This window comes from Arthrobacter saudimassiliensis (assembly GCF_059090665.1).
Window position 1 is genome coordinate 906930 of sequence record NZ_JBNHFX010000001.1, and the last position, 15071, is coordinate 922000.

A 15071-nucleotide genomic window follows, 5' to 3' on the forward strand; every position below is an offset into this window, starting at 1 on the left:
TTCCATGCCCGACGTGCTCTCCGCCGAGGCCCTGACCCTCGGCTACGACGGCCGCACCATCAGCGAGGACCTGGACGTGGTGATCCCTCCGGGGTCCTTTACCGCGATCATCGGGCCCAATGCGTGCGGCAAGTCGACACTGCTCCGCGCGCTGTCCCGGCTGCTGAAGCCGCAGGCCGGGCAGGTGTTCCTGCAGGGCCGGGACATCGGAAAGTACTCGACGCGCGACGTCGCGCGACGGCTGGCGCTGCTGCCGCAGTCCTCCGCCGCACCGGACGGCATCACCGTGGCCGATCTGGTGGCCCGCGGCCGGTTCCCGCACCAGTCGCTGCTGCGGCAATGGTCCGACGCCGACCAGGCGGCGGTCGACGCCGCGATGGCCGCCACCGGCGTCGCCGACCTCGCCGGACGCACCGTGGACGAGCTCTCCGGCGGGCAGCGGCAGCGGGTCTGGCTGGCGCTGGTGCTGGCCCAGGACACCCCGGTGCTGCTGCTGGACGAGCCCACCACGTTCCTGGACATCGCCCATCAGCTGGAGGTGCTGCGGCTGTGCCGCCGGCTGCACGAAACCGGCAGCTACACGCTGGTCACCGTGCTGCACGAGCTGTCGCTGGCGTTCCGGTTCGCCGACCACGTCATCGCCATGAAGGACGGGCGGATCGTGGCGCAGGGCCCGCCGGAACAGATCGCCACTCCGAAACTGATGAAGGAGATCTACGGCATCGACGCCGTGGTGATCGAAGACCCGGCCACCGGCGGGCCGCTGGTGGTGCCGCTGGAACCGGGCGCCGGGCAGCGCGCGAAGGCGGCAGCCGGCGCCGGCGCACAGGCGGCCACGGCAGGGGCGCCGGCATGAACGCGGCGTCCACAGCAGCGGAATCGGCCGGCGCTGCGGGCCGGGCGGTGCAGGGCGGGCATCGGCTGGTCGTCGAATCGGTCGAGGACCTCACCCCCGGCATGCGTCGCGTGGTCTTCGCGGGCCCCGGCGTCGCCTCCTATCTGGCGGCCGGCCCGCACGTACCGAACATCAAGCTGTACTTCCCGGTTCCCGGCGCGGAGCTGGACCTGCCCGTGAAGGTGGACGGGCGCTGGAGCTTCGCGCCGGGCCAGCGTGAGCGCGTGCGAACCTATACGGTGCGCCGGCTGGACCGGGACGCGTCCCGGCTGGCGGTGGACTTCGTCCGGCACGGCGACGAGGGCCTGGCCTCCGTCTGGGCCGAACGCGCGGTTCCCGGCGCCGAGCTGGGCGCCCTCGGCGGCGGCGGACTGGTGGTGCGCGACGGCGCGTGGGTGCTGCTGGCCGGCGACGAAACCGCGCTGCCCGCGATCGGCTCCACACTCGAGCGCTTCGCCACGGAACGCCCGGAGCAGCGCGGGCTGGCACTGATCGAGGTCGCCGGGCCCGAGGAGGAACAGGACCTCACTGCCCCGGACGGGTTCGAGGTGCGCTGGCTGCACCGCCGCCGGGGCGGGGCGGCTGCGCCGGCATCGTCCCGGCCTCCGGTGCCGGCCGGAACCACCACGCTGCTGCAGGAGGCGCTGGCCGCCGTCGAGCTGCCTGCTGCGGAGCTCGCCGCCGGGCAGGTCCGGATCTGGGTGTCGGCGGAGTCCGCCGTCGTCCGCTTTGCCCGCGCCCATCTGAAGCGGCTGGGCTTCGACCGGCGGCATCAGCTGATCATCGGCTACTGGCACCGCGGCATGACCGAAACCGGGTACACCCGCAGCACCGACCACGACCGCGAGCGCGGCGAACTGGCCGATGTGCTGCCCGGCCAGGAGCACGCCCATGCTCACTGAGCCGCCGGAGCCCTCCCCCGCCGCGCAGTTTCCCCCGCCGCGGCCAGCCGTCCCGCCCACCCCGCCGCCGTCGCCCGTACTTCCGGGCTGGTTCCGGAACCGCTGGGCGGCGATGGGCAGCAGCGAACGCCGGCAGCTGCTCGACGGGCTGGCTGCAGGCGGCCGGGCGCCGCTGATCGAGCCCGACCCGCGCGGCCACTCCGACTTCCGCGCCGTGACGTTCCTGCACCGGAATGCCGCGGCGTCGGCGGTGATCCTCTCAGCCAACGGGCTGCTGGATCACCGCAATCCGGCCGCCATGGAGTTCGACCGGCTCGACGGCACCGATCTGTGGGCACTGACCCTGCGGATGCCGGCCGATTGGCAGGCCGGCTACCGGATCACCGCGCATGTGGGACCTGGCCTGCCGCCCTGGCGGCTGCCCGGCGCGGACCGGCGGACCGTGCGCCTGGCCGCCGACGCCGGGGCGCCGGATCCGCTGAATCCCCGCGTGGGCGCCGGGATGAGCGGGGCGCCGCAGTCGCTGGTGCAGCTGCCCGGGGTACCGGACGCACCGTGGCTGGCCGCGGCGACGCCGGAGGCCGCAAGCACGCAACCGTCCGTGATGGGCGCCGGGACGGGGGAACCAAGCGGCGCCGGGCCTGCCCGGCCGCTGACGGGGCCGGACGGGGGCGGTCCCGTCCGGAGCCCCGGCAGCGACCCGCTGGCCTCCCCTGCTGCGGGGCCTGCCGCCGCCCCGCGGCTGCGGGAGCTGCTCGTGCCCGACGCCGGTGCCGGACGGGGCCGGCGCATCTGGCTCTACCTGCCGCAACAGGTGGCCGGGCAGGCTCCGTCCGCCGACCTGCCCCTGGTGCTGCTGCACGACGGACAGGTCTGGGCGAAGTACCTGAACCTCTCCGCCACCCTGGACGCGGCAACCGCCGCCGGGGTCCTACCGCCGCTGGCGGTGGCGATGATCGATTCGCTGGACGTGCCGACCCGGACCCGTGAACTGTCCGGACCGACCGGGACCGTGGACTTCGTGGCCCGGGACCTGCTGCCGCTGCTGTGTACCCGCTTCCCCGTCACGGACGATCCGGCCCGGACCGTGGCCTCCGGCGCCAGCTTCGGCGGCCTGGCCTCGCTCTGGCAGCTGGCCCGTTTTCCGGACCTCGTCGGCGCCGCGCTGGCGCAGTCGCCGTCGCTGTGGCGGTACGACCTGGCCGATCCGCTCGCTGCTGTGGCCCGGCAGGTACGCATCCGGATCCAGGCGGGCATCTATGAGGACACCATCCACCGGGCCGGTGAAGCCCTGCACCGGGATCTGGCCCGCACCGGCGCGGACATTCGTTTCCGATCCATCACCGGCGGGCACGACTGGGCGTGGTGGAATCCCTGGCTGATCCGCGGCCTCACGGAGCTGCTCGGACCGTAGGGCCGCTTCCCCGGCGCAGCTCCCCCTCCCCGGGCCGGCTTACCCGCAGGACCCCCTCGGCCCTGACCGGCAGCGGACCGGCGGCGTACGCTGGGCGCATGTCCGTCGAGGTGCGCGCAGCAGTCGATTTTGACGATGTGGCAGCCGTTCTGGGGCCCAAACGACCAGACGCCAACGTCTGCTGGTGCCTGAGCTACCGGCTGATGACGTCGAAGGAGAACCGCGCGCTCACCGGCCCGGCCCGCGGCGAGCGGGTGCGTGCGCTGCTGCGGGAGGACGTGCCGCCCGGCGTCCTGGTGTACGACGACGGTGAAGCGGCCGGCTGGGCAGGCGTCCACCCCCGCTCCGACACCAGCTTCGCGACCAACCGGAGGATTCCGCATCTGGACGATGCGGACCCGTGGTCGATCTGGTGCATCCGGGTCCGCCCCGGCCACCGCCGCCGGGGCCTGGCCCACCACCTGCTCCGTGGCGCCGTCGACTTCGCCCGGGACCGCGGCGCCGCGGCTGTCGAGGGCTACCCGGTGGACAATGCAGGGGCCAAAGTTGATCTCACCATGGCCTACGTGGGCACCCGGAGCCTGTTCGAGCAGGCCGGCTTCCGGAAGGCGGCGGACACAACCTCGGTGCTGGCCGGGTTCCCGCGCGTGCTGATGCGGCTCGACCTGCACTGAGCCACCGGCGCGCCGCGGCGCGGCAGACGCCCCGACGCCGTCAGTCGCCCCGGGAGCGCCGCGCGGCCGGCAGTTTCACGCCTGCCGTGACGGCCAGGGCCAGGCAGGACATCCACACCGCGCCGCCCGGGCCCAGCGGTGCGGCGACCAGGCCGGCGGCGCCCGGCAGCACCACCTGCCCCACCCGGTTGCCCAGCAGCCGCAGCGCCAGCGCCGCACCGCGGGAAGCAGGATCCACTGCCTGCGACACCAGCGTCATGGTCAGCGGCTGGCCCAGCCCCAGGAAGAAGCCGGCAAAGGCCAGCGAGAGGCCCGCCGCCCAGGCCGACCCCAGCAGGAGGGGGGTCACCGTCAGCCCGATCGCCGATCCCAGCAGCGACGCAAACACCAGCCGGTCCCGGCTCCACCGTTTCCGCAGCGGGCCCAGCAGCAGCCGGGACAGGATGGTGGAGGCGGCACGGATGGCAAGCAGCACACCGATGACAACGGGAGCGACTCCTGCCTCCTCGCCCATCAACGGCAGGAAGGAGAGCAGGATGTCGGTGGTGGCGAGCAGGGCCAGGCTGGCCAGCATATTCGCTTTGACCCCCGGACGGGCGAGGATCGCCAACACCGGCTCGCTGCTGCCGGTCCCGACGGCGTCGGCGCCGCCTCGGACGGGCCGGGTCCGTGCGGCCGGGAAACGCACCAGGCAGGTGGGCAGGGAGGCCAGGGCTATGCCTCCGGCCAGCAGCAGCGCCCGGTTGACGTCCTGCAGCCGGTCCGGGTTGTCGACGCCGGTGGCGGACCCCAGGAGGAACCCGCCGAGCAGCGGGCCGATGAGCTGCCCGACGGCGAAGGCGGCCGTAAACCAGCCGAACGCCGTGTCGATGCGGGCCGGCGGTGCGAGTTTCGCGATGGCGGACTGGCCGGCGATCGTGAAGCAGAGGTGTCCCATGCCCAGGCCTGCGGCCCCGACCGCCACCACCGCCAGCCCGGGGGCCAGAGCCAGCAGCACGCCGTTCAGCGCCAGGAGGCCAAGGCCGGCCAGGAGCAGCACCCGGAGCCGGGAGGAACGGTCCGAGATACGGCCGAGACCGATCGCGAAGGCCACGGGCAGCAGGGCGAACGACGCCGATGCCAGGCCCACCGCCACTGCATCGCCGCCCAGCGCCAGCACCTTGTAGGTGATGAGCGGACGGGCCAGGTTGATGGCGGTCTGGCTGAGCACGGCGGCGACCACCAGCGCCCACAGCCAGGCATGCGGCCGGCCGGCCGCGGTCGGTGAGGGCATGGGGTGCGGAGCCTAGACGTCGGCTTTGGTGCGCTGCCGCATTCTGCCCACCGCAGTGATCACCAGGGCAGCCAGCAGGCCCAGATACAGCACGATCGTGATCGGTCCATCCACGAAGACGGAGTAGTCGCCGTTGGAGGACAGCAGCGCCGAGCGCATCGAGGTCTCCGCCAGCGGGCCGAGCACGATGCCGATCATCAGCGGGGCCAGGGGAATTCCGTACCTGCGCATCAGGAATCCGAGGCAGCCGATGCCGAGCACCATGAGCAGGTCGAACACCGAGGCCGAGGTGGCGTAGACGCCCAGCCCGCAGAAGACCGTGATCCCCGCGTAAAGGTAGGGCTTCGGGATCAGCAGCAGCTTGGCCCAGAGCGGCGCGAACGGCAGGTTCAGGATCAGCAGGACCACCAGGCCGACGAAGAAGCTGGCCAGCAGGCCCCACACCAAATCCGGTGCCCGGTCGAAGAGCAGGGGGCCGGGCTGGAGCCCGTACTGCTGGAAGGCGGCCAGCATGATCGCCGCCGTTGCGGACACCGGCAGGCCCAGGGCGAGCAGCGCACCCATCGCCGTGCCTGAGTTGGCGTTTCCGGCCGCTTCGGGAGCCGCGAGGCCGCGGATGGCGCCCTTGCCGAACTGGGGGTCCCGGCGTCGGCGGTCCAGGCGGCGCTCCGTGCCGTAAGCCATGAACGTGGGCACCTCCGCGCCGCCGACGGGAATGACGCCGAAGGGAATGCCGAACGCGCTTCCCCGCAGCCAGGCGGGCAGCGCTTCACGGAATTCGGCCCGGGAGAGGAACGGCCGCCCGGCATTCCTGATGGCCACCGCCTGGGGATCCCGCCGGATGCGCGAAATGACGTGGAAGACCTCACCCAGGGCCAGAATGCCCACGGTCACCGTGATGATGTTGACGCCGTCGAAGAGCTGCGGGACGCCGAAGCTGAAACGCTCCGCGCCGGAGATGCTGTCGATGCCCAGCACGGCAATGGCGAGGCCGATCACGAGTGAGACCAGGCCCTTGATCACCGAGTCGGAAACAACCGAGGCGGTGGCGATGAATGCGAAGATCGACAGGGCAAAAAACTCCTGCGGGCCGAAATTCGCGGAGAGATCCGCAAGTTTCGGCGCAAAGAACACCACCAGCACGCTGGCGATGAATCCGCCGATGAAGGCGCCGATCGCGGCTGTGGCGAGGGCCTGCGGAGCCCGGCCGTCCTTGGCCATCTGGTGGCCTTCAAAGGTGCTGGCGATGGCGGAGCCCTGCCCCGGCGTGTTCATCAGGATGGCCATGGTGGAGTCCCCGAACAAGCCGCCGAAGTAGACGCCGGCAAACATGATGAAGGCACCCATCGGGTCCAGCGAGAAGGTGATCGGCAGCAGCAGCGCCACCGCCATCGAGGAGCCCAGGCCCGGCAGGACGCCGACGGCGGTGCCCAGCAGGCAGCCGACCACCACCCAGAGCAGGTTCATGGGGGTCAGGACGTGGCCGAAGCCGTCGGCCAGGTTTGCCAGTGCGTCCATCAGAAAATGCCTCCCAGGATTCCGGCCGGCAGGTTAAGGCCGAGTCCGGCGCCGAACGCCAGCTGGATCAGCGACGACAGGACCAGCGCCAGGCTGAGGTCAAAGACGTAACGTCGGCTGCCCACGGCGTAGGCCACGGAAAAGAACAGCAGGGCAGCGGCCAGGATCCAGCCCAGCGGCTCAATGAGCAGGGCGAAGGCGAGGAACCCGCCGAAGGCAATGCCCAGAGCCTTCCAGTCGGAGTACATCCGGGGAGCCTCGGCCGCCGGCGTCTGCGGGTGCGCAGCCGCCGGCGCATCATCCTGCGCGTCGCCCGGCGGCTCCGGCGGAGCGGGCCGCCGGAGGGTGTCCAAGGCCAGCAGGGCCGAGAGGACATAGCCTGCCACCACGATCAGCGTTGGAAAGAACTTGGGCCCGGGGCTGGCAGCCCCCTGGGGCACGGTCATGGTCAGGATCCCCACCAGCAGATAGGAGGAGATGCCGGCCAGCACCAGCGCGACGACGAGCCCGCTGCGTCCGTGCCAGAATCCCCGCCCTTGCTGCTTGACGCGGCCTTCCGCCGTCGAGGCGCTCACAGGCCCAGTCCCTTCAGAATCTCGCGGACGGCTTCTTCTTCCTCGGCGATGAAGGTTTCGAATTCCTCGCCGACCATGAAGGTGTCGTCCCACCTGTTGCGTTGCAGGGCGTCCGCCCATTCCTCGGTCTCGGCCATTTCCGTGACGATGGCGAGCAGCTCCTCATAGTCCTCGTCGGACGTGCCCGGGGCGGCAAGCATGCCGCGCCAGTTGGTCATCTGCACGTCGTAGCCCTGCTCCAGCAGCGTGGGAATCTCGATGCCTTCGAGCCGTTCCGGGGCGGAAATCGCCAAAGCCCGCACCCGGCCGGCCTCAATCTGGTCGGCGAACTCGTTGTAGCCGCTGATGGCTGCCTTCGAGGTATCCGAGAAGACGGACTGCAGCGCCTCTCCGCCGCTGGTCGTGGGAATGTACGTGGTTTCGCTGGCATCTATTCCGGCTTCCATGGCCAGCTGCGCCATGATGAGGTGGTCGATGGAGCCGATGGAGCCGCCGGCGAAGGGGAACGCCCGCGGGTCCTGCTTCCAGTCGGCCACCAGGTCATCGATGGACTGGTAGGGCGAATCCGCCGGAACCACGATGGCGTCATAGTCGTCCGCCAGCCGCGCCAGGGGGCGCACGTCGGTGAGGTCCACCGGCGACTCGTTCAGTTCAATGCCGCCCAGCATGACCGTGCCCGTGGCCAGGAGGGTCGCCGATTCGCCCTGCATGGTGGAGAACTGGCCGAGTCCGATGGTCCCGGCCGCGCCGGGCACGTTGACCACCGTGACGTTGTTGACGATGCCGGCCGAGCGCATGGCCTGCTGCTGCTCGCGGGTGAAGGTGTCCCATCCGCCGCCGGCGCCGGCGGGAGCGATCAGCGTGAGCTTGCTCCGCAGCTCCGCGCCTCCCGCTGTCTGGGCGGCGGAGAACATCCCGGCGCCGATGACCAGCACGGCGAAAAGGCCGTAAAGCGCGAATCCGATCCTGCGTTTCGGAGTTTTTTCCGGTGTTCCCTGATCGGGCGCTCCGGTTTCCACGCGCACTGGTGACATGGCGTTGGCCTTTCCTGTCCTGATTGGCTGCCCTTCGAACAGTTGTTCGGCGGGGGGAGCAGCCTATGTAGGCTATGTCACAGGGATATGAGAGGCAAACCACATTGTTGCCCCGGCAAAACCCACGAGAGGACGCAATGACAGTTCTGGTGGCACGGTCCCAGACCCGCGAGGGCGCCGCAGCATTTGAAACCGGCATTACCGAGGCGCGGTTAAGGAATGAAGATGTCGTGGTGTTCGACCTGACGGTTGCGGAAGCCGGCGCGGCTTCCTTCCCCGAACAAGTGCAGGGCACTGCAATTACCTACCGGGCGCCCCGTGAATACAGCCGGGATGCAGCCGGAGAACTGCTGGACCTGGCCCAGGAGATCAGTCCGTCATTGATCGTCATCGGCCTCCGGCATCGCAGCCCGGTGGGCAAACTGCTGCTCGGCAGCGCGGCGCAGCAGATCCTGCTGGAAGCCCATGCTCCCGTGCTTGCGGTCAAGGCTGCCCCGGCTCCCTGACCGCCGGATCCCGGTGAGCCCGCGCCCTGCCTGTGCACGGGGGGGTAGCGGGCTAGAACAGGGCCGCAGCCTGCTCGCCCACGAGGCCGACGGCGAGCAGCACCATGATGATGCCGCTGCCCAGAGTGACGAGCCGCGCCGCGCCTGGCCGGGAGCGCAGCAGCCGCCGGGCTCCCAGGGCCACGCAGGTGTACAGCACGGCGCTGACCATCAGGTGCGACAGGCCCAGGACCGTGGACTGCAGCGGCACCGGCCAGGCGGCGGCCGGAGCAATGAACTGCGGAATCAGCGCCAGGTACAGCAGCAGCGCCTTGGGGTTGGTGCCGCTGGTGCCCAGCCCCTTGAAGAAGGCGCGGCGGTCTGATGCGGGCTGCTCCTGCAGTGACGGGTAGTCAACCGATTCGGTTTCACGTGTAACGGTCAGCAGCGCGGTGCCCGAGCCGCTCGGCTGCCCGGCAGCACCGACGACCGCTCCCCCGGCGTTGCCTCCGCGGGCTGCGCGCCCCGCTGACCCGGAGTCCGGGATCGTGTCCGGCACCGCAGCCTGATCCGCCTCGACCTCGACCGTGAAGCCCGCCGAGCGCCAGGAGCGGATGGTGGTGATCCCCAGCCAGAGCAGGTACGCGGCACCCAGCACGGTGAGCACGGTCAGCAGTTCCGGCCGGGCGGCGATGAGCGCGGCGAGGCCGGCGACGATGAGCGCGGTGTGCACCAGGTAGCCGGCGCAGAGGCCGGCGATGGCCGGCGCGATCCGTCCCGGGCGCAGGCCCGCGGAGATGGCGTACGCCCAGTCAGCCCCCGGGGTCATGGCAAGGGTGATCGAGACGGCCGCGAAGCCGAGAAGCTGCTGGGGATCCATGCGTTCCAGCCTAGGAATTCCGCTGCGAAATGTGCTGACCGGATTAACGCCGACAGGCCGCTGAGGGGATACGATTTTTGCGTGATTGATGCGATCGACCGCGAAATTTTGCGCCATCTTCAGCAGGATGGAAGAATCACTGCCACCGCGCTGGCGGCGAAGGTGGGCCTGACGGTGGCCCCCTGCCACCGCCGGCTGAAGGAACTGGAGGCCCGCGGCGTGCTCACCGGCTACCGCGCCGTCGTCGATCCGGCCGCCGTCGGCCTGGGGTTCCAGGCCCTGGTGTTCGTCACCCTGAAGGACCGGCAGAACATGCTCACCTTCGAGCAGGAGGTGGAGCGGATCGAGCAGATCGTCGAGGCCAACCGGCTGTTCGGCGAACCGGATTTCCTGCTCAAGGTGATCGCCGAGGACCTGCCTGCCTACCAGCGCTTTTACGACGAGGTGCTGGTCCGGCTGCCCGGCGTGGAGAAGCTGAACAGCACGATCGTCATGAAGAGCCTCAAGGACGGCGGCGCGCTGCCGCTTTAGCTGCCTGGCAGGGCCCGATCCGCGCCTCAGAACAGCAGCCAGCCGGCCGCTCCCGCCCCGATCACCACCGCCCACGGCGGCACCCGGCCAACGGTCAGGGCGGCGAACGCGACGGCGGCCAGCCCGGCGAGCGCCGGCGTCGTGATGCCGGTGGTGATCACCGGGTCGTAGAGGGCCGCGGCCAGCAGCCCCACCACCCCCGCGTTCACTCCCGCCAGTGCCCGCCGCAGCCGCGGGCGACGGCGCAGCCGGTCCCAGAACGGCAGCACGCCGAGCACCAGCAGCATCGAGGGCAGGAACACGGCCGCCAGGGCGAGGGCCGCGCCGACGACGCCGCCCGGCGGCACCTGCGCCACCGCCCCCAGGTACGCGGCAAAGGTGAACAGCGGACCGGGCACCGCCTGCGCGGCGCCGTAGCCGGCGAGGAACGCATCGGCCGACACCAGGCCGGCAGGCACCAGGCCGGCCTCCAGCAGCGGCAGGACCACATGCCCGCCGCCGAACACCAGCACCCCGGCACGGTAGAACACCTCGGCCAGGCCCAGCACGGCGCTGCCCGTGAGCGCCGCGAGCACCGGCAGCACCACCAGCAGGGCGGCGAACAGCGCCAGCGCCGCCACCGACACGGCCCGGGGCACCCGCACCGCCGGGCCCGGCTCCGAGACTTCCGCGGTGTCCGGTGCGGCCGGCGGCCCCACGGACTTCAGGAGCAGCAGTCCCAGCAGCCCGGCCCCCGCCATCGCGCCGACCTGGGCCAGCGGATGCGGAACCAGCAGCACTACAACCACAACGGCAGCGGCTATCCCGCCGCGGCGCAGGTCCGGCGTCAGGGTGCGGGCCATACCCAGGACGGCCTGCGCGACGACGGCGGCCGCCGCGGCCTTGAACCCGTCCAGCCAGCCGGTGCCGGCGCCGTCGAGCGCCGCCGCACCGTAGGCGAAGCCCACCAGCAGCACGGCCGACGGCAGCGTGAAGGCCGCCCAGGCCGCAAGCATCCCCGCCCATCCGGCGCGCTGCAGCCCCAGTGCCATGCACACCTGGCTGGACGCGGGGCCGGGCAGGAACTGGCACAACGCCACCAGGTCCGCATACGCGCGGTCACTGAGCCAGCGCCTGCGCTGCACAAACGCTTCGCGAAAGAACCCCAGGTGTGCCACCGGCCCGCCGAACGAGGTCAGGCCCAGGCGCAGGAACGCGCCAAAGACCTCCCGCACGGTTCCCGGTGCGGCGGCGTCGGCGTCGCCGGTGCCGCCGACCGACCCGTCGGTGCCGCCGTCCGGTCCGCCCGTGCCGCCGTCCGGTCCGCCGGTGCCGCTGTCCGCGTCCCTGTCCATCACCGTTCCTCCCCTGCGCGCGCCGCGTCTGTCGGCACCCGGACCGTGTCCGCTCCGCCTCTTCGCAGCCTCCGCCTCAGGCCCTGTGCCGCTGCCTTTCAGTGAACGGCATCCAGGTGAACGGCCGGCAAACGGCTACTTCGGCTCACCTTCCACCCACAGGCCCGCCAGCTGCTCCGCGTCCGGAGCCCCGCCGGCGTCGAACCCGTCATAGTGCTGGCGCAGCCGAAACACGGCGACGGCGGCATCCTCCTGGATTTTGGTCTCGCGGGCGACGCCCCAGCGGCCCAGCTCGGCGTCGAGCACCACGGCCGCGTCCTTCTCGTTGAGCCGGCGCGCCTGCGCCACCAGGCGGACGGCCTGCTGCCGGTTGGAGGGGTGGAACACCCAGGACAGCGCGTCCTCGTAGCCGGCACGGAAGCGCTGGGCGAGGTCCTGGTTGTTCCGGTACCAGGCGCCGCGGTAGGCGGCCACGCAGCCCACGTACGGGCCCTGCAGTTTGTCCTCCGTGCCCAGGTGCCGGAGGCCCTGCTGCCGGGCCAGCGCCTCGAACCCGTTGCTCAGCAGCGTGGCGGACGCGCCCGGCGTCGGCCCGACCATGCTGGCGTACCGCTCCGCCACCCCACCCAGCGGCACCACCTGGTAGTCGCGGCCGGGCGTGAGGCCCTCCTGCTCGAGCATCCAGTACAGGACGTACGCGTAGCCGCTGTCCGCGGCGTCCACGCCCACCCGGCCGCCGCGCACGTCCTGGACGGTTTCCACGTCGCGGGCGCCGACGGCGGTGAGCTCCATGCGCAGGTCCAGCGCGAAGTCGGCCTGCATGTCCAAGATGCGGCCCAGGCTGTTGGACTCGTTGAACCGGTAGTTCACCACGTTGTCCAGTGCGGTCTGCAGCACGTCCCAGCGGCCCTCGGCGAAGCCGCGGAACTGCGCATCGGAGGAGCCGACGTGCTCCATCACCAGGTCGACGCCGTGCCGGGCGAAAAAGCCCTGCCGCATCCCGGCGACCAGTCCGGGCGAGGGGGCAAAGGCGCCCATCGAGAGGGTGTCGGTGCTGCCTGGCAGTGCCATGTCCGGGTTCCGTTCGTCAGCGGGGTGCCGGGTCCGGTTCGCGGGCGGCACGTGCTGCGGCGCTGTGCTGATGTGCACGGGGTGCGCAGGTTTCCAGCGTAGGAAGCCGCTGCGGGAGTGGCGACGGGCAGCGGCGGCGGGAACTCAGTCCCCGGTCACCCCGTCGATCATTTCCCGCAGGATGTCCGCATGTCCGGCGTGCCGGCCGGTCTCCTCGATCATGTGCGTCAGCACCCAGCGCAGGTTGTGCTTGACGCCCGGCTTCCGGCAGAGGTCATCCAGCTCATAGCGGGCGGCAACCTCCCGCGACTCGGCGCAGGCCGCCTCGTAGTCGGCAATGATCTCCGCCAGCGAGTCGTCGGCGGTGACCCGGAACTCGCCGTCGGGGTCCGCATCGCTCCAGCGGGTGGGCACGTCGGCCTGCCCGTCCAGCTTCTCGCGGAACCAGGACCGCTCGACGTCGGCCAGGTGGCGCACCAGCCCGCTCACCGTGGTGAGCGAGGGCAGCAGCCGGCGGGCGCCGTCGGCGTCGCTCAGTCCGGTGGCCTTCGCGACGACGGCGCCGCGCAGGTAGTCGAGGAAACCGTTCAGCGTGTCCCGCTCGTCGGCGCAGTCGGGAGGCTCGGGAGGCGTAAAAGTCATGGGCCACAGCCTAGGCTGGGGACCACGGGAGCCGGCGGCGGCACACCGGGCCGGGGACCGAATCAGCGCGGGCATCGACCGCCGGGGGAAACCATAAGGTGCCGCGGGAGCTTGTTATCGTGGAAGTGCCGCCCGCGGCCCGCTCTCATCCGCACCAAAAGGACCTTCCGTGAAGACGTTCTCCGGCGCCGCCCTGGCCGCCGCCCTGCTCGTCAGCCTCACCGCCTGCGCCGGCGGCACCGAGGAAACCTGCACCCGCCTCCAGGAACTGAACCTGGGCGAGGTCACCGAAACCGGCTCCGAGCAGACCCGCCAGGTGGGCTCCGAACTGCTTGACTTGGCCGAGGACGGGCATCCGGATCTGGCGGATGACCTGCGCACGGTGGGCGAGGTCATGCTGATGCCGGCGGAGAAGGTCGAATCCGCGGATTACCAGCTGGCCCTGGAATACCTCGAGTCGCTGCAGAACCTGGCCGACGCCTGCGAGCTCTAGCGCCCCCGGGCGCTTCAACGGCGCCCGCTGCCGGCGTTAACGGCAGCCGCCCGCTGCCCCGGAACGGGACAGCGGGCGGAAACCGCGGAAACTGAAGCCTAGGCCTCGTTCGGCAGGATCAGTGCCGGGGCGCCGGAGCGGGCGGCGTCGAAGCGCTGCGCGACGTCGGCCCAGTTGATGATGTTCCAGAACGCCTTGACGTAGTCGGCCTTGACGTTGACGTAGTCCAGGTAGAAGGCGTGCTCCCACATGTCCAGCATCAGCAGCGGGATGGTGCCCACCGGGATGTTGCCCTGCTGGTCGTAGAGCTGCTCGATGACCATGTTCTTACCCAGCGGGTCGTAGGCCAGGATGGCCCAGCCGGAGCCCTGCAGCGAGGTCGCCGCGGCGGTGAACTGGCCGCGGAAGCCGTCGAAGGAGCCGAAGAACTCATCGATCGCGGCTGCGAGCTCGCCCTCGGGCTTGTCGCCGCCGTCCGGGCTCATGTTGTTCCAGAAGATGCTGTGGTTGGTGTGTCCGCCCAGGTGGAAGGCCAGGTCCTTGGACAGCTTCGGGATGGAGCCGAACTCGCCCTTGTCGCGGGCTTCGGCCATCTGCTCCAGGGCGGTGTTCGCGCCGGCCACGTAGGTGGCGTGGTGCTTGTCGTGGTGCAGCTCCATGATCCGCGCGGAGATGTGCGGCTCCAGGGCGGCGTAATCGTAGGGCAGCTCAGGCAGGGTGTACTTATTGTTCACAGCTTCTCCTTCATGCTCAGGTTCATCAGTGTTGATACCAACCTAGGACCTCAAGCAAAGTTGAGGTCAAATTGGTGATTGGCGTTACGCCACCGGCGTACAGGAGGCTAGGTCTTGGCCTTCGGTGCCGCCCGCAGCTGGAGCAGCAGGTTCCCGGCCCAGGCGGCCGCCCGCTGCAGCTCGCCGTCGGCCAGCGGGCCGTCCCTCCCCTCCACATGGAAGGCCATGGGCGTGGAGATGATCCGCGCCCCGTGCGCCTGCAGCGCCTTGCTGATCTTCCGGGCCGCGTCGCCGTGGATAAACAGCCGGACCCGGGTGTCGAAGGCGGCGGCGCGGACGCCGTGCAGGGCATCGGAGGGCAGCCCGGCCAGGGCCTGCTGGACTTTGGCGGTGGGCTGCCAGCCGTTGATCGGGCTGCCGACGATCAGCAGGTCCCCGGACTCCAGGATGCCCGGCACGAAGTGTTCGGCAGGCACCAGCCGGGCCCGCAGCCCGGTCAGCGCGGCCGCGATGGCCTCGGCCACCGCACGGGTGTTGCCGTAGTTGGAGTCGTAGACGATGACGGCCTTCATGCCGGCCTCCCTCAGACCTCCGGCAGCTGTCCCGCCGGCGGTGC

Annotated in this window: 17 protein-coding genes; 7 read left to right on the forward strand and 10 right to left on the reverse strand. The window is 70.9% G+C overall.

Annotated elements, in window-relative coordinates; all coding sequences use genetic code 11:
- Positions 1-4 precede the first annotated feature (4 nt).
- The 4 genes from AC5RV6_RS04170 to AC5RV6_RS04185 all read left to right on the forward strand — a co-directional run bounded on the left by AC5RV6_RS04170 (position 5) and on the right by AC5RV6_RS04185 (position 3885).
- The gene (locus tag AC5RV6_RS04170; protein ID WP_494006014.1) at positions 5-856 is read left to right on the forward strand and encodes an ABC transporter ATP-binding protein; all 852 of its coding nucleotides are present in this window, start codon (positions 5-7) and stop codon (positions 854-856) included.
- Entirely contained in the window at positions 853-1797 is a 945-nt protein-coding gene (locus tag AC5RV6_RS04175) for a siderophore-interacting protein (RefSeq protein ID WP_494006015.1), read from the forward strand. Before AC5RV6_RS04170 ends, AC5RV6_RS04175 begins: the two co-directional genes overlap by 4 nt.
- Positions 1787-3211: an alpha/beta hydrolase-fold protein gene (locus AC5RV6_RS04180; RefSeq protein ID WP_494006016.1), complete on the forward strand. Its 1425-nt coding sequence runs from the start codon at positions 1787-1789 to the stop codon at positions 3209-3211. The genes AC5RV6_RS04175 and AC5RV6_RS04180 overlap by 11 nt, the downstream gene beginning before the upstream one ends.
- Before the next feature lie 98 nt (positions 3212-3309).
- A complete protein-coding gene (locus AC5RV6_RS04185) occupies positions 3310-3885 on the forward strand; it encodes a GNAT family N-acetyltransferase (protein WP_494006017.1) in 576 nt (191 codons plus the stop codon).
- A gap of 40 nt (positions 3886-3925) precedes the next feature.
- Here the strand turns inward: AC5RV6_RS04185 and AC5RV6_RS04190 are convergent, their stop codons facing one another.
- From AC5RV6_RS04190 to AC5RV6_RS04205, 4 genes are read right to left on the reverse strand one after another with little or no spacing between them, the layout of a single operon-like run.
- Positions 3926-5158: an MFS transporter gene (locus AC5RV6_RS04190; protein WP_494006018.1), complete on the reverse strand. Its 1233-nt coding sequence runs from the start codon at positions 5156-5158 to the stop codon at positions 3926-3928.
- Positions 5159-5170: 12 nt separating this feature from the next.
- A complete protein-coding gene (locus AC5RV6_RS04195; protein ID WP_494006019.1) occupies positions 5171-6676 on the reverse strand; it encodes a tripartite tricarboxylate transporter permease in 1506 nt (501 codons plus the stop codon).
- The gene (locus AC5RV6_RS04200) at positions 6676-7251 is read right to left on the reverse strand and encodes a tripartite tricarboxylate transporter TctB family protein (protein WP_494006020.1); all 576 of its coding nucleotides are present in this window, start codon (positions 7249-7251) and stop codon (positions 6676-6678) included. The genes AC5RV6_RS04195 and AC5RV6_RS04200 overlap by 1 nt, the downstream gene beginning before the upstream one ends.
- The gene (locus AC5RV6_RS04205) at positions 7248-8285 is read right to left on the reverse strand and encodes a Bug family tripartite tricarboxylate transporter substrate binding protein (RefSeq protein ID WP_494006021.1); all 1038 of its coding nucleotides are present in this window, start codon (positions 8283-8285) and stop codon (positions 7248-7250) included. Before AC5RV6_RS04205 ends, AC5RV6_RS04200 begins: the two co-directional genes overlap by 4 nt.
- Before the next feature lie 137 nt (positions 8286-8422).
- On the opposite strand from AC5RV6_RS04205, the gene AC5RV6_RS04210 reads away from it, so the two are divergent.
- Positions 8423-8791, forward strand: coding sequence for a universal stress protein (locus AC5RV6_RS04210; protein WP_494006022.1), 369 nt, complete (start codon positions 8423-8425; stop codon positions 8789-8791).
- A 52-nt stretch (positions 8792-8843) separates the two neighbouring features.
- Here AC5RV6_RS04210 and AC5RV6_RS04215 read toward each other — a convergent pair whose 3' ends face one another.
- Entirely contained in the window at positions 8844-9650 is an 807-nt protein-coding gene (locus tag AC5RV6_RS04215) for a LysE family translocator (protein WP_494006023.1), read from the reverse strand.
- A gap of 81 nt (positions 9651-9731) precedes the next feature.
- Here AC5RV6_RS04215 and AC5RV6_RS04220 point away from each other — a divergent pair, with 81 nt between their 5' ends.
- Entirely contained in the window at positions 9732-10181 is a 450-nt protein-coding gene (locus AC5RV6_RS04220) for an Lrp/AsnC family transcriptional regulator (RefSeq protein WP_494006024.1), read from the forward strand.
- Positions 10182-10207: 26 nt separating this feature from the next.
- Here the strand turns inward: AC5RV6_RS04220 and chrA are convergent, their stop codons facing one another.
- The 3 genes from chrA to AC5RV6_RS04235 form a co-directional block, all read right to left on the reverse strand.
- Positions 10208-11515, reverse strand: a complete 1308-nt coding sequence (gene chrA, locus AC5RV6_RS04225; protein WP_494006025.1) for a chromate efflux transporter — start codon at positions 11513-11515, stop codon at positions 10208-10210.
- A 135-nt stretch (positions 11516-11650) separates the two neighbouring features.
- Entirely contained in the window at positions 11651-12586 is a 936-nt protein-coding gene (locus AC5RV6_RS04230) for an ABC transporter substrate-binding protein (protein WP_494006026.1), read from the reverse strand.
- 144 nt (positions 12587-12730) lie between these two features.
- Complete coding sequence (locus tag AC5RV6_RS04235; RefSeq protein ID WP_494006027.1) at positions 12731-13228, reverse strand: DinB family protein; 498 nt, start codon at positions 13226-13228, stop codon at positions 12731-12733.
- A 169-nt stretch (positions 13229-13397) separates the two neighbouring features.
- On the opposite strand from AC5RV6_RS04235, the gene AC5RV6_RS04240 reads away from it, so the two are divergent.
- Positions 13398-13721, forward strand: a complete 324-nt coding sequence (locus tag AC5RV6_RS04240; protein ID WP_494006028.1) for a hypothetical protein — start codon at positions 13398-13400, stop codon at positions 13719-13721.
- Between the two features lie 98 nt (positions 13722-13819).
- Here AC5RV6_RS04240 and AC5RV6_RS04245 read toward each other — a convergent pair whose 3' ends face one another.
- Both AC5RV6_RS04245 and AC5RV6_RS04250 read right to left on the reverse strand, forming a co-directional pair.
- The gene (locus tag AC5RV6_RS04245) at positions 13820-14455 is read right to left on the reverse strand and encodes a superoxide dismutase (protein ID WP_494006029.1); all 636 of its coding nucleotides are present in this window, start codon (positions 14453-14455) and stop codon (positions 13820-13822) included.
- 107 nt (positions 14456-14562) lie between these two features.
- Positions 14563-15027 (reverse strand): flavodoxin family protein, encoded by a 465-nt coding sequence (locus AC5RV6_RS04250; protein WP_494006030.1) that lies wholly within the window; start codon positions 15025-15027, stop codon positions 14563-14565.
- Between the last annotated feature and the right edge of the window lie 44 nt (positions 15028-15071).